General features: G+C 71.0%; 8 protein-coding genes (1 of these 8 running past the window's edge). All 8 read left to right on the top strand.

Features of this window, described 5'->3' with window-relative positions; translation table 11 throughout:
- The first annotated feature begins 7 nt into the window (after positions 1–7).
- A complete protein-coding gene (gene eccCa, locus ABZU76_RS04195) occupies positions 8–4,009 on the top strand; it encodes a type VII secretion protein EccCa (protein ID WP_354864931.1) in 4,002 nt (1,333 codons plus the stop codon).
- A 64-nt stretch (positions 4,010–4,073) separates the two neighbouring features.
- The gene (eccD, locus tag ABZU76_RS04190; RefSeq protein ID WP_354865965.1) at positions 4,074–5,450 is read left to right on the top strand and encodes a type VII secretion integral membrane protein EccD; all 1,377 of its coding nucleotides are present in this window, start codon (positions 4,074–4,076) and stop codon (positions 5,448–5,450) included.
- 15 nt (positions 5,451–5,465) lie between these two features.
- Positions 5,466–5,735: a type VII secretion protein EccB gene (locus tag ABZU76_RS04185; RefSeq protein ID WP_220245042.1), complete on the top strand. Its 270-nt coding sequence runs from the start codon at positions 5,466–5,468 to the stop codon at positions 5,733–5,735.
- Between the two features lie 76 nt (positions 5,736–5,811).
- Positions 5,812–8,778, top strand: a complete 2,967-nt coding sequence (locus ABZU76_RS04180) for a hypothetical protein (protein WP_354864929.1) — start codon at positions 5,812–5,814, stop codon at positions 8,776–8,778.
- Between the two features lie 31 nt (positions 8,779–8,809).
- Positions 8,810–12,136: a right-handed parallel beta-helix repeat-containing protein gene (locus ABZU76_RS04175; RefSeq protein WP_354864927.1), complete on the top strand. Its 3,327-nt coding sequence runs from the start codon at positions 8,810–8,812 to the stop codon at positions 12,134–12,136.
- Between the two features lie 11 nt (positions 12,137–12,147).
- On the top strand, positions 12,148–12,546 hold the full coding sequence (locus ABZU76_RS04170) for a YbaB/EbfC family nucleoid-associated protein (protein WP_354864925.1): 399 nt from the start codon (positions 12,148–12,150) through the stop codon (positions 12,544–12,546).
- A complete protein-coding gene (locus tag ABZU76_RS04165; protein WP_354864923.1) occupies positions 12,543–12,983 on the top strand; it encodes a hypothetical protein in 441 nt (146 codons plus the stop codon). The genes ABZU76_RS04170 and ABZU76_RS04165 overlap by 4 nt, the downstream gene beginning before the upstream one ends.
- Positions 12,984–13,031: 48 nt before the next feature.
- A protein-coding gene (locus tag ABZU76_RS04160) for a hypothetical protein (protein ID WP_354864921.1) crosses the window boundary here: on the top strand, positions 13,032–15,041 show its start. Its footprint extends 24,486 nt past the window's final position; only the first 2,010 of its 26,496 coding nucleotides appear in the window; it begins with the start codon at positions 13,032–13,034; its stop codon lies beyond the right edge, outside the window.

Raw genomic sequence — 15,041 nt, 5'->3', positions numbered from 1 at the left:
TGCACCGGTGAGTACTGAGACAGTCAAGCGTGGCCCGCGGGTCGCGGGTCCGGAGCTGCCCGAGGGGCAGGAAGACCTGCAGGAGCCGCCGGTGCTCGCCGAGCCGGCGGCCCGGGATTTCAACTCGCTGTTGATGATGCTGCCGATGGGCATCGGGTCGATGGTGATGATCCTGGCGTTCTCGGGCGTCGGAGGCAGCTCGCCGATGACGTACGTGCTCGGTGGCGGCATGGGCGTGTCGATGATGGCCATGAGCCTGGGCCAGCTGTCGCGGGCCGCGGGTGAGCGCAAGCGGAAGATGAAGGCCGAGCGGCGCGACTACCTGCGTTACATCGCGCAGGTCCGCGAGCGCGCCCGGTCGACGGCGGAGCACCAGCGGCGGGCGGTGGCGTGGAACAACCCGTCGCCGGATTCGCTGTGGTCGCTGGCGATGGGGCCGCGGTTGTGGGAACGGCGGGTGAGCCACGACGACTTCGGCCGCGTGCGCATCGGGCTGGGGTCGCAGCAGTCGGCGCTGGAGCTGATGCCGCCGGTGACGAAGCCGATCGAGGACCTGGATCCGCTGTCGGCGATTTCGTTGCGGCGCTTCACGGAGACGTACCGGACGTTGTCGGGCATTCCGACGGCGGTGGGGCTGCGCAGCTTCACAAGCGTGGAGTTCGACGGCGACCCCGAGGCCGCCGTCGGTCTGGTGCGGGCGATGCTCGCGCAGCTGATCACGTTCCACTCGCCCGACGAGCTGCGGGTGGCGGTGCTGACGACCGAGGCCGCCCAGTCGCAGTGGGACTGGGTGAAGTGGATGCCGCACAACAACCACCCGACGTTCCGCGATCCGGCGGGTCCGCTGCGGATGCTGGCGACGGATCACGACGAGCTGATGGACATCCTGGGCCCGGACGTCGCCGACCGCGACGACCACGACAAGGCGGTGGGTCCGACCACGACCGAGCCGCTCGTGGTGATCGTGGCGCACCTGGCACCGATCCCGGAGTCGTCGCGGCTGGTGGGTGCGGGTCTGCGCAACGTGGTGCTGCTCGATGTCACGGGCGCGCTGCCCGGTGGCCCGAAGGTGCTGCGGCTGACCACAAAGGACGACCTCGTCGAGTTTCCCGCCGGTACGGGCGCGGGTTCGGCGCTGCGCGACGAGCTGTCGGTGACGCAGGGCGAGGGCCTGGCGCGGTTGCTGGCGCCGAAGCGCACGAGTGGGACGCTGGAGATCGCGGAGCAGCCGCTGGAAAGCGACTTCGGGTTGACGGCATTGCTGAACATCAAGGACGTGCACACGTTCGACATCCCGGCCCAGTGGCGGCCGCGGGCGGTGCAGCGGGCGCGCATGTCGGTCCCGATCGGCGTGACCGAAGAGGGCGAGATCGTCGAGCTGGACCTGAAGGAGTCGGCGCAGGGCGGCATGGGCCCGCACGGCATGCTGATCGGCGCGACGGGTTCGGGAAAGTCGGAGCTGCTGCGCACGCTGGTGCTGGGGCTGGCGGCGACGCACTCGTCGGAGATCTTGAACTTCGTGCTGGTGGACTTCAAGGGTGGCGCGACGTTCCTGGGGATGGACCGGCTGCCGCACACCTCCGCGATGATCACCAACCTGGCCGACGAGCTGCCGCTGGTCGACCGCATGCAGGACTCGCTCAACGGTGAGATGGTGCGCCGGCAGGAACAGTTGCGCGCCAGTGGTTATCCGTCGTTGTACGAGTACGAGAAGGCACGCGCGGCCGGTGAGCAGCTGGCGCCGATGCCGACGTTGTTCCTGGTGGTGGACGAGTTCTCCGAGCTGTTGAGCGCGAAGCCGGAGTTCATGGAGCTGTTCGTCTCGGTCGGGCGGCTGGGCCGAAGCCTCGGTGTGCACCTGCTGCTCGCGTCGCAGCGGCTGGACGAGGGCCGCATCCACCGTGTGGAGGGCCACCTCTCCTACCGGATCGCGCTGCGCACGTTCTCCTCGATGGAGTCGCGCAGTGTGATCGGGGTCGGCAGCGCGTATGAGCTGCCTTCGGAGCCGGGCAACGGTTTCCTCAAGATCGACACGACGAACCTGGTGCGGTTCAAGGCCGCGTACGTGTCCGGTCCCGTGCCCGCAGGCGGCGGCGAGGGCAACTCGGACGCCGCGCGCGTGAGCCGCGAGGTGGTGCCGTTCTTCACCCAGTCGCGCCCGAGCCGGTTCATCATCCGCGACGACGAGCCGGACCCCGCCGAGAAGAAGATGTCCGATGTGGACGCTCTCGACGCGGCGCCGGTCGGCCCGACGCTGGCCGACGTGTTCGTCGACCGGCTCACGGGCGCGGGCCCGGCCGCGCGGCAGGTGTGGCTGCCGCCGCTGGCGGAGTCGCCGAGCCTCGACTCGCTGCTGCCCAGCGTGCTGCCCGACCCGGTGCGCGGCATGAGCGTGCAGGACCCGGCGCACCACGGCCGCCTGCGGGTGCCGATGGGCATGATCGACCGGCCGTTCGAGCAGGTGCGCGAGCTGCTGATGGCCGACCTGTCCAGTGCCGCGGGCCACGTGGCCGTGGTGGGTGGCCCGAAGACGGGCAAGTCGACCATCGTCCGCACGCTCGTGCTGGCGCTGGCGATGACGCACACGCCGCAGGAGGTCCAGTTCTACGGGCTGGACTTCGGTGGTGGCGGCATCATGTCGATCAACGGCCTGCCGCACGTCGGCTCGGTCGCCACGCGCCTCGAGCGCGACCGCGTGGTGCGGACCATCGAAGAGATCTCGCAGATCATGGAGTACCGCGAGAACGTGTTCTCCGAGCGCGGGGTCGAGTCGATGGAGGTCTACCGGCAGCTGCGCCGGCGCGGCCAGATCGACGACCCCTTCGGCGACGTCTTCCTGGTCATCGACGGCTGGTACAGCCTCAAGAACGACTACTCGGAGCTGGAGCAGAAGATCGGCGAGCTGGCCTCGCGCGGTCTGTCGTTCGGCATCCACGTGGTGATCGCGTCCACGCGCTGGTCGGAGATCCGTCCGTACCTGCGCGACCTGCTGCAGACGCGGTTCGAGCTGCGCCTGGGTGACCCGATGGAGTCGGAGATCGGCTCGCGCAAGGCCAAGACGGTGCCGAACCAGCCCGGCCGCGGCATGACGCCGGACGGGCTGCACTTCCTGGCGGCGCTGCCGCGCATGGACGGCAGCTCGGCGACCGACGACCTGGCGGCGGCGACCAAGGCCGTGGCCGAAGAGGTGCACACGTTCTGGCCGGGCCGCAAGGCACCGGCGGTGCGGATGCTGCCGAACACGTTGCCGATCAGCGAACTCCCGCGGCCGGACGGCGACCTGCGGATCGCGCTGGGCCAGGACGAGCAGCGGCTGCTGCCGGTGTGGCACAACTTCGAGGCCACGCCGCACCTGCTCACCTTCGGCGACAACGAGACCGGCAAGACCAACCTGCTGCGGCTGGTCATCCGCTCGGTGCTCGCGCGCTACCAGCCGAGCGAGGCGAAGATCGTGCTCGCCGACCCGAGCCGCATGCTCGACACGGAGGTCCCCGAGGCCTACCGCGTCGGCTACGCCACCACCACGGAGGCGTTGCAGGAGCTGGCCGCGCAGGCGAGCGTGTCGCTCACCCCGCGCGTGCCGGACCAGTCGATCACCGCCGACCGGCTCAAGCGCCGCGACTGGTGGACGGGCCCGCGGCTGTTCTTCGTGGTCGACGACTACCAGCTGCTCACCGGCGGCATGGGCTCGCCGCTGGAGTCGTTGCTGTCCTTGCTTTCGCAGGGCTCCTACATCGGGTTCCACCTCATCGTCGCGCGCAGCACCTCCGGTGCGATGCGGGCGCTGAGCGACCCGGTGATCCGCCGGGCCTGGGAGCTCGGCAGCCCCGGCGTGGTCTTCTCCTACCCCAAGGAAGAAGGCAAGTTCCTCGGCGAGGCGACCCCGCGCAACCTGCCCGCGGGCCGCGCGCAGCTGGTCACCCGCCGCGGCGTGAAGCTCGTGCAGACCGGTTACGTGCCACTGGGCGCGGAAGCCGAGCAGCAGCAGCTGGTGGGCGGCCTGCGATGAGCTCTTTCGAACACGGTGCTTTCGATGACAACGCGCGCGCTGGAAGGAGCGGACGTTGACAGCCATGCAGGGCGAGCTCTGCCGGATCACGGTGTACGGGCCGCAGGGGCGGGCCGATCTGGCCGTGCCGATGTCGGTGCCGCTCACGAGCCTGCTGCCGGTGCTGCTGCGCCACACCGGCGGCCGCGAGGACGTGGCCGACACGTGGGTGCTGCAGCGCCTCGGTGAGGCCCCGCTCGACGCGGCCGGCACGCCGGAGTCGCTGGACTGGAAGGAGGGCGAGGAGTTCCACCTCCGCCCCCGCCTGGACCCGCTGCCGGAGCTCGACTTCGACGACATCGCCGACGGCATGGCCACCGCCGTCAGCCGCCAGCCCGGGCGCTGGAAGCCGGAGTTCAACCGCTGGCTGTTCCTCGGCTTCGCGATCTTCGCGCAGGTCGTGCTGGCGTGGATCCTGCTCATGCCGGGTCCGCTGGGCCTGTCCGCGATCGGGACCGCCGTCGTGGCGCTCGGCCTGGTCGTGGCCGCGGTCGCCTGCGGCGTGCGCTCCGACGACGGGGCGCTGCTCCTGCTGCTCGGCCTCGGCGGCTGCGGGTTCGCGGCCATCGCCGGTGCCGTGGGCGTGGCCGGGGTCGATGCCGCGTTCGACCTGCAGGGCGCGCCGATCCTCGTCGGCTCCCTGACGTTCGCGCTGGCCGGCGGCCTGCTCATCGGCGGGCGTGCCGCGTGGTCGCCGGGGCTGCCGTTCGTGCCGTTCGGCGCGGTGGTGGCGACGGGCGTCGCCGGCGCCATTTCGATGTGGCTGCACCTCGGTGCCGGGCTGACCACGACCCAGACGGCCGGCCTTGTGTCGGCCGTACTCATCGCGGTGCTCGTCTTCGCTCCGCGCATCGGCATCCGGTTCGCGCGCATCCGCGGCCCGCAGCTGCCGCGCACCGCGTCGGAGCTGCAGTACGACATCGAGCCTGCCCCCGCCGAGCAGATGGTGCGGCAGACGGCCTACGCCGACGGTTACCTCACGATCTTCTGCATCGCCTCGGCGGTCGTGTTCACCTGCGCGTTCCCGTTCCTCGCGGAGCAGGACCTGTTCCCGAAGCTGCTGGCGTTCCTGGTGGCCGCGGCGGTGCTGATGCGCTCGCGCGCGCTGCTGGGCGCGTGGCAGCGGGTGCCGCTGTCGATCGCCGGCTCGGTCGGGCTGGTGCTGCTCGCGCTGTCGCTGGTCGACCCGATGGCGGCCAACTGGCGCGGGGTGTCGGCCGGCGGGCTGGCGCTGGTGTTCTTCCTGTTGGTGCTGGCGATGCTGCGGCCGCCGCCGCGGCGTCTGCTGCCGATCTGGGGCCACCTGGCCAACTGGACCGAGACGTTGAGCGCGGTGGCGGTGATCCCGATTCTGCTGCAGCTGTTCGGGGTCTACGGCTGGGCGACCGGGCTCACGGCGTGAACGGGGTGAGCTGACATGGTGCAGACGCAGAAGGACCACGTCGAGGCGTATTCGTTCCTCATCGGACGGATGACCTCGGCCCTGGTGCTGGGCGACGCGAGCCACCTCGACGTGCCGGCCAAGCGGACCTGGAACGGGCTGCTCGGCGGCGCGCTGCTGGCCCTGCTGATCGTGGTCGGGTTTTTCGTCTACGGCCTGATCGCGCATCACACCGGCGGGAGTGCGCCGTCTGCACCAGTGGGGGGCACCGGCGGGCCGTCCCACACCGTGCGCATCCCGACGTGAACCGATAGACCTACGCCGCACGTGACAGCTGTGCCGGGAGCTCGGGCCGGTGCCGGTAGGAAGGACGAAGGTGAACATGGACCTCTCGCTGGTGCGTCGCGGGACCGGTGCCTCCGGTACCACCCTCGACAAGCAGACGGTCGGGAACGCTCTTGTCGTCCACCCCGCGACCGGGATGACCGACGAGGCCCAGGCGCTCGCGCTGGGCGTCGCGGCCGACACCGAGCACGACCTGGTCGTCGTGGACCTGCCGGTGGACTCGCCGATCTCGCTGTGGGAGTCGGTGGCGAAGGTCCTGCCGCGGCGCCGTCGCGGTGTGCGGCTGGTGATCGGCGGGCGTTCACGCGAGACGTCGGCGCTGGCCGGGCAGTGGCTGTCGGAGCGGATCAACCGCACGGTGCTTGCTCCTGACGGTTCGGTGATCCCGAGCGCCGGCGGTGCCCTGTTCGTCCACTCCGGACGCGGCAGCGGCTGGGTGAAGTTCCAGCCGGGGCGCGCGCCGAAGTGGGAGGCCAAGCGGTTCCCGCGGCCGTCGTGGGACTCCGGGCTCACGGCGGAGCTGACATCCACGAGCTCGCGCGGGGTCGCGGAGCCGTTGCCGGGTGGGCTGTGGGTGCGGCCGGTCGGCTTCGACCAGGGACAGCGCGCGCACCGCGCGGCGCTGGTCAAGGGCCTGCCCGCGCAGCACGACAGGATGACGATCGTGCTGGGTTGCCCCGGCTGCCCGCCGCTGACGCTCGACGACGCGGCCCGCCTGTGGGTGCGGCTGCCGGAGAACGTGCGGGCCAACGCCCGGTTCGTGCAGTACGGCCCGATGTCGGTGCCGGCCGGGACGTCGCTGGGCCAGGCGCTGGCCGACCTGCTGGGCAAGGAGGTCGCGTTCTACACCGGCCTGCCCGTCGGGTCGCCGCAACTGGTCGACGTGCGCACGGTGCTGTTCGACGGCCGGCTGGGCTGGACCACGTTCGTGCGCGAGATCGGCTACCAGCCGCGCGTGCAGGGCGGGCCGGTGCAGGCGCCGCGCCTGATCAGTCACCGCCCTCCGATCCACGGCCTCAACGAGGTCGCCCCGGCCGTGTACTGGTACTCGCCCGACGCCGTGATCGAGGTCGTGCAGTCCGGCCTGCTGGTGCGCTCGCCGCACGACGGCCGCGAAACCCCGGCCGTGCGCGCGCTGACGCTGGACAACTCGATCAACAACCTGACTTTCGACGCGGCGAGCGAAGACGCCGCGGACCGCATGCGGATGCTGGCCCAGGACGTGCTCGCGCGGCTCGACGAGAACACGCGGCGCATGAGCCGCGTCCTGCCCGCGCACGCGCTGCTGGCCGAGCGCGGCCGGGCGCAGGTGACGACCAAGGCGCTGGCGGAGATCGAGCAGGGTGACGCGGCTCCGGCCCCGGCTCCTGCGTTGCTGGAGGCCGGCCCGACGGAGGTCGTGATGCCCGGCAAGTACAAGCCGGCCGCGCCCGTGGACCTCGAGGTGGACGTCACGCCGGAGCCGGCGTTGCTGCGGTCCGAGCCGACGATCACGCAGCGCCTCGACCCGGGTGTCGGGGTGCCGCGGTCGCTGGCCGGGGTCGGCAGCCCGATCACGATCACGTCGGCTCGGCCGCCGATGGTGCCGGTGGAGGAGTCCTCGAGCGGTCCGTTCGGGGACGGGCAGGACGACAAGCCTGCGGGCCGGCACGGTGCCGAGTTCGCGGGTCCGGTCGGCCCCACGGTGCCTCAGGGCGAGGTTCCGGTTGCGTTTGCCGGTCCGTCGGCGCCGCCGAAGTTCGGGGGGCCCGGCGGTTTCGCGGGCCCGGGCGTGCCGGTTCTCGGTGCGCCGACCGGGTTCTCGGGTCCGGCTGCCTCGCCCGCGCCGATTCCGCCTGCCGCACCGCCGGTGGGGATGCCGTCGGCGCCGGTGGCTCCGCCCGGTCTTGCCGCTGTGCCCGTGTCGATGCCGCCGGCCGCGACCCCGCCTGCGGGGATGCCGCCCGCGGCCAGGCCGCCGGCCGGAATGCCGCCGGCCGCCACTCCGCCCGCCGGAATGCCGCCTGCCGCGGGGATGCCGCCCGTGGCGCCGCCGTCGGTCGAGGCGCCGACCGTGCAGGGACCGGTCGTTCCGGTCGAGACCATCCCCGAGCACACTGAGAACACCGAGACTGCCGAAAACGCTGAGACCAGCGAGAACGCTCAGGCCATCGAAGGCGTCGCCGAGCCGGTCGCCCCGGTCGTTCCGGCCGAGAAGGGCGAGGCGCGCCTGCAACCCACCCCGGGTGCCGAGGCGACGGCGCTGCTGCCCAAGCGTGGCGCCGAGAAGGAACGCGAGTGGCTGCGCAAGTCGCTCGGCGCGGAGTACGGCCTGATGTCCAACGCCGTGGCCCGCATCCTGTCCGAGCACCCCGGGTTCCAGGGGGCGCTGTCGACGTCGTCGGCCGAGGTGCTCACCGACGCGGTCGCCGTGCAGCTGTACCTCTCGGTCAAGGGCGCGGCCATCGACGGCGCGCTGCGCACCGGCGCCAACGGGCCGCACGTGCCCATCGCGCGCTGCGTGGTCGCGGGCCTGAGCCGGCTGCCCTCGCACCGCGGGCCGGCGACGTTCGCGACGTCCGTGTCGAAGTCCGAGTGGGACCTGTTCCGCTCGCAGAAGGTGCTCACCGAGTGGGGTTTCCTCAACACGCTCACGCAGCCGTCGTCCACTTTGGACGGCGACACCGACGTGCTGGTCTGGTCGATCACGGCCCGCCGCACGAAGCTGCTGGAACCCACAGCCGGTGGCGTGGAGAACCGGGTGCTGTTCGTGCCCGGCACGAGTTTCAAGGTGCTGGACCTGCGCGAGCCCGCCGACGGCGTGCGCGGGCTGGTGCTGCTGCGGGAACTGACGTCGAGCGAGGTGGACGAGACCGGCAAGGTCGCGTCCGACCGGATCTCGCTCGACGAACTGGCGCTGGTGTCGCTGCGCCGGGAGCTCGAGGTGTGGGCCGAGGCCGAGGGCCGGGACCCGATCGCCGAGGTGTCCGCGCCGCGGTTCGGGGCGCTCCCGGGGCTGGTGTGAGCGTGGTGTCGAGGCGGGAGAGGCGAAATCGATGAACCGACAGTTGCTCGTGGTCGGCGGTGATCGGCCGGGGGCGTTCCCGACCATCGGCGCCGCGCTGGCGCAGGCGCAGCCGGGGGCCACGATCAGCGTGAACCCGGGTCGCTACGAGGAGAACCTCGTGGTGGACCGGATGGTTTCGCTGGTTGCCGAGCAGGGTGCGGGCACCGTCGAGGTCGTGGCGAGCGAGGGCAGCGTCCTCGTCGCCAACGCCGAGGCCGTGCAGCTGCGCGGGTTCACGCTCACCAGCACCGACAGCAACCTCGTGGCCGTCGACGTGGTTCGCGGCGAGGCGGCGCTGGACGGCTGCCGGATCTCCGGCGCGTCCTGGGCGACGCTGCTCGCGCGCCTGCAGGGCCAGCTCGCGCTGCGCGGCTGCACGGTGACGAGCTCGGCGGGCGCCGGCGTGGTCGTGGCTTCGCCCGCGCAGAGCACGATCGAGGACACGGAGATCGTCGACGCGGCGTCGTCGGGGATCGTGGTGGCCGAGGTCGGGTCCGTGGTGCTGCGCCGGTGTGCGGTGCGCCGCCCGCAGGGCAACGGGATCTGCGTGAACGGCGAAGCGGTGGCCGTAATCGAACACTGCGAGATCACCGGCGCACAAAAGCCCGCGATGGTGGTGGAACAACAGGGTCGCGCAACAATCACGGGCCTCACTGTGCGTGAAAGCGCAAATGTTGACCTTTATCTCACGAGCCAGGGCCGGATCTCGGTGGCGAGCTCACAGTTCGTCGCCGCGCCGATGCAGGCGGCGCACGTGGCCGGGTCGTCGGCGCCGCTGCTGCGCGAGTGCGTGTTCTCCGGTGCCGAGCGCAACGCGGTACAGGCGACGGCGAACGCGGCGCCGCAGTTCGTGGACTGCACGTTCGAGGGTTCGCCGGTCGCGATCCTCGTCGACGGTGAGGCGACGCCGAAGTTCGAGCGTGCGACCGTGCGCGGTTCGACGCAGACGGCGGTGCTCGTGAACGCCGAGGCGGCCGTGAAGATCACCGGGTTGCGGCTGAACACCGAATCCGGGCCCGGCATTGTCCTTTCCGGACAGTCGCGAATGGAACTGGCCGACGCGTCGATCGAGACCGGCCGCGAGGCGGGCCTGGAGGCCACGGAGTCGGCGCGGGTGACCGTGGCCGACGTCAGAGTGGGCTCGACGGCCGAACACGCCGTGACGCTCGGGGCGAGCACGCCGTCGTCGCTCACCTCGGTGCTGGTGCGCGGCGGCGGCCTTCGTGTGTCGGGCCCGGCCGAAAGTTCTTTGCAGGACTGTGAAATCGCCGAGGCGAAGGCCGACGGGATCACCGTCGCCGGCGGCTCCGTGCTGAGCGCTTCGCGGTGCCGCGTGCGCAGCGCCAAGCGCAACGGCGTGGTGCTGGAAGAGGGTTCGCGCGGGTCACTCGTCGAGTGCGAGGTGCTCGGCGCGGGTGGCGACGGGTTCCTCGTCGAGACGCGCGAGCCGGTGACGATCCGCGACTGCGTGGTCAACGACGCGGGCGGCGAGGCCGTGCACCGTCTTGAGGACGACCAGGCGACGGTGGAGAACGTGAGCACCGACCAGGCGCGCGCGGAATCCTCTTCGCCGAGCGGGTTGTCCTCGGAGTTCCCGTCGACGCCCGACCAGCCGGCCGCCCCGCAGAGCGTGAGCGACGCCGCGGGTGAGGTGATGGACGGGCCGCTGGGTGACCTGGAGTCCCTGGTGGGTCTGGCCGGGGTGAAGAAGGAGGTCACCGGCCTGATCAACCTGATCAAGATGTCCCAGATGCGTGAGCGCATGGGGCTGCCGATGCCGCCGATGAGCCGCCACCTCGTGTTCGCGGGCCCTCCCGGTACCGGTAAGACCACGGTCGCGCGCCTGTACGGCACGGTGCTGGCGGAGCTGGGCATCCTGTCCAAGGGCCACATGATCGAGGTCGCGCGCCAGGATCTGGTGGGCCAGTACATCGGTTCGACGGCGATCAAGACCACCGAGGTGGTCGAGAAGGCCATCGGTGGCGTGCTGTTCATCGACGAGGCGTACACGCTGGCCGCGGGTTCGGGTGGGTCCGGTCCGGACTTCGGTCAGGAAGCCATCGACGCGCTGATGAAGATCATGGAAGACCAGCGTGATTCGCTGGTGGTGATCGTCGCGGGGTACTCGGAGCAGATGGATCTGTTCCTGCAGTCCAACCCCGGTCTGGCGTCGCGGTTCACGCGCACGATCGAGTTCCCGAACTACAGCGTCGACGAGCTGGTCACGATCACGACGGGCTTGACGCGCAAGCACTACTACGAGCTGACCGACGACGCTCTGCAGGCGCTGCGCGAGTACTTCGAGCGGGTGCCGAAGGATGCGACGTTCGGTAACGGCCGGGTGGCGCGCAAGCTGTTCGAGGCGATGGTGAACAACCAGGCGTCGCGGCTGGCGTTGCAGCCGCCGTCGAAGGACTCGGAGCTCAACCGGCTGACGGCCGAGGACCTGCGGGCGGAGCTGGTGCAGCTGCCGTCGGCGGCGGCCGCGGCGGTGTCGGTGGGTTCGGACCCGGCGGCGGCCGTCGGCGCGAGCGCGGGCTGGAACCGGCTGCGGACCCTCGTCGGCCAGGCCGGCGTGCGGGAGAACGCGCAGCGCCAGCTGGTGCGCCTGGGCGGGTTGAAGCAGGAGCGTCAGCCGCTGGGGCACTTGGCGAACCTGGTGATCAGCGGCGAACGCGGGTCCGGGCGGGCCGAGTTCGCGAAGCTGTACGCGTTGAGCCTGGCGGAGCTGGGGCTGGTGAACGTCGGGCAGCTCGTGCGTTGCTCGGTGGCCGCCGACCTGTACCCGCGCTGGCCGGGGCAGGCCGAGCACCTCGTGCGCACGGCCATGAACGACGCCAGTGGCGGCGTGCTCGTGCTCGATGTGGACGGTGACTGGGAGATCGCGACGCACAGCTCGGGCGCGGAGGTCGTCGAGGCCGTCGCGGAGGCGGTGACGCGCCGTCCGGCTGACCCGGTGGTGGTGCTGACCGGGCAGACGCAGCGGGTGGCCGCGTTGCTGGGTGTGGTGCCCGCGTTGCGGAGCTCGTTCACCGTCGGGTGGGAGCTCGGCGAGTACACAGTGGACGAACTGGCGGAGATCGCCGTGCGGCTGCTGGTGCGGCGCGGTCACGACGTCCCTGACGACGTCCGGGACGCGCTGGCCCACGAGCTGGCGTCGGCTTCGGAGCACACCGTGCACGCGGCTCACGAGCTGGCACGGACGCTGTCGGTGGCGGCCGCGTCGCGCACGCTCGCGGCCGCGGACCTGCGCGGGATCCGTCCGCCTGAGACCGGAGCGCTGGCACTGGGCCCGGGCCTGGCGTCGGTCGGCTGAGGAGGTAACGCATGAGTTCTCCGTACCAGAAGATGCTGGACGACGCCATGGGCGCCTACCAGCAGCAGCGCGAGCGGTTCGAGGAGAACCGCAAGCAGGTGGATTCGCTCACGACCAGCGCCACGTCGGCGCGGCGCGAGGTGACCGCGACGGTGTCGCGCACCGGTGAGCTGACCGAACTTTCCTTCCCCACCAGTGTGTACAAGAGGATGGCGCCGGCCGAGCTGGCGGCGGTGATCGTGAAAACGGTCGAGGAGGCGCGGCAGAAGTCGATCAGCGCCTCGGCGGAGGCGATGGCACCGATGCTGCCGCCCGGGCTCTCGGCGCAGGACTTGATGAGCGGCCGCGTGGACGTGCGGGCGTTGTTCTCGGGACGTGTTCCCGGCATGGAGGAAGGGACCCAGGCATGACTGACGACTTCTTCGTCGACGCGGACGGACTCACCAACAGCGCCAACGGCTTCGCCCAGAAGGCGGGCGAGCTGCGGAGCCTGGCGCAGCGGGTGCAGGCCCTGACCAACCCGAGCACCGTTCTCGCGGCGACCGGCAACGACAAGAACGGCTCGAACTTCGCCAACGTGCACCTCGCGGCGGCCGGCAAGATCTACAACGGGCTCGACGCGTGGGCCAAGGCCGTGGACGGCACCACCACGGCGGTCCGCGACATGGCCGACTCGTTCCGCGACGTCGACGAGGGCGCGACGGAGCTCGCGGGATCGTTGCGGACGGACTTCACGCAGCTGAACACGGACGTCAACAGTGGTGGCGACGGAGGTCCGACCGCGCCGTTGCAGGCGCGGGAAGGTACCGCGCTGAAGCCGGCGATTCAGTCGAAGCCGGCGCACTGAGTCCTTTGTAGACCTTTTGTCGAAGGGGGTGAACCCGCGGTGAGCCTGATGGTGGATCCGAGCCTGAACTGGATCTTCTACATCATCGCGGGTGACGCCTGGCCGCAGGGCGACGAGGACGCCATGCGCGCGCTGGCCGACGAGTGGGACGACGTCGCCCGGCGCGTGGCCGAAGCGGGCACCGGCTTCAACCAGATCGCGGGCCGCGTGGCCGCGAACGTCGGCGGCGACGTGCAGAAGAACTTCGTCGACTTCGCCAACAACCTCGGCACGATGGGCACGGACTTCATCGCCGCGGCGCAGGGCCAGGCGCAGGCGTTGCGGGCGCAGGCGCTCGACGTCGAGAAGTCCAAGTACAGCATGTTGATCGCCATCGCGATCACGGCCGCCGACATCATCTGGGCGATGTCGAACCCGTTCACGATGCCGCTGGTGCCGGAGATCTTCGCGGCGGGGCGCACCGCCATCGTGGAGATCGAGCGGACGCTCATGCAGCGCCTGATGAACCTCGCGACGCATCTCGCGGAGGCCGCCGCCGAGGAGGCGGCGGAAGAGATCGCGGAAGAGATGCTCGCGCAGGTCATCCAGATCGCGCAGGGCAACCGCCACGGCCTCGACGGCAAGGCCATCATGCAGTCCGGCGTCCTGGGCGGCATCGGCGGCGCGTTCGCCCACAACTTCCACGGCGCCATGAACAAGTTCGACAACAAGTTCGGCACCAAGTTCGGCAAGAACGTCTGGGGCGCCGCCGCCAACGAGGCCACCACCGAAGTCGTCGTCGGCGGTGCCGGCGCCGCCATCTTCGGCGGCGACACCGACAGCCTCGGCTGGGGCGCCCTCAACGGCGGCCTCTCCGGCGCCGCCTCCCACGGCGCCCACCACGCCGGCCAGTCCCTCCACGACAAACTGAACAGCGGCGGCGACGGCCCGACAGCCAAGGGCCCGAACGGCCCGGGCGACATGGGTGGGATCAACGGGAATCCGGGGTTGGGGAACCTGTCGGTGCCTCCGCCCCCGCCTCCGGCCACCGGCGGTTCTGGCGGCAACGGTTCTGGCGGCTCGGGTGGCTCTGCTGGCGCTGGTGGCGACAACGGCTCCGGCACCAACTCGGGCTCCGGCGACACGGGCGGCACCAACTCCGGCTCCGGCAACACCGGCGGCGCGAACACCGACGGCGCGAACACCAGCGGCGGCTCAACCGGCGGCACCAACTCCTCCGGCGGAACCAACTTGGGCAACGGCGCAACCGGCGGCGCAAACACCGGCAGCGGCGCGAACTCGGGCTCTGGCAACACCGGGACTGGGAACGCGGGCAACGCCGGGACCGGCAACACGGGCAACACTGGCGCCGGGAACACTGGCAACGCCGGCACTGGCAACGCCGGCACCGGCAACACAGGCGCCGGCAGTTCCGGCAACGCCGGTGCAGGAAACACCGGCAACGCCGGGACCGGCAACACGGGCAACACTGGCGCCGGGAACACTGGCAACGCCGGCACTGGCAACGCCGGCACCGGCAACACGGGCAACACAGGCGCCGGCAGTTCCGGCAACGCCGGTGCAGGAAACACCGGCAACGCCGGGTCTGGTGACACTGGCAACGCCGGTGGCGCCAACACGGGCAACACGAGCGCCGGAAACGCCGGTGCCGGTAACACCGGAAACACGGGTGCGGGTAATACCGGCCTTGCCGATGGCGGCAACACCGGCAACGCCGGTGGAAGCAACGCTGGCAACACCGACACCGGAAATACGAGCGGCGACAACTCCAGCTCAGGCAACACAAACACCGGAACTGGCAACACTGGCTCGACCGGCAACACCGGAGCCGGAAACAGCAGCGGCGACAACTCCGGCGCCAACAGCAACACCGGCACCGGAAACACCGGCTCGCCCGGCAACCCGAACGCCGGCGCAGGCAACACGGGCACTGGCAACACAAACACGGGCGCGGGCAACACCGGCACGGGTAACACGAACACCGGCACGGGTAACACCGGCTCCACCAACACAGGCACCGGCAACACCAACACCGGTCCGGGAAGCACCGGCACGGGC

The sequence above is a fragment of the Amycolatopsis sp. NPDC005232 genome (assembly GCF_040607795.1).
GTDB lineage: Bacteria > Actinomycetota > Actinomycetes > Mycobacteriales > Pseudonocardiaceae > Amycolatopsis.
Note: the sequence above shows the minus strand (reverse complement) of the source record. Positions and strands in the feature narration are given on the sequence as shown.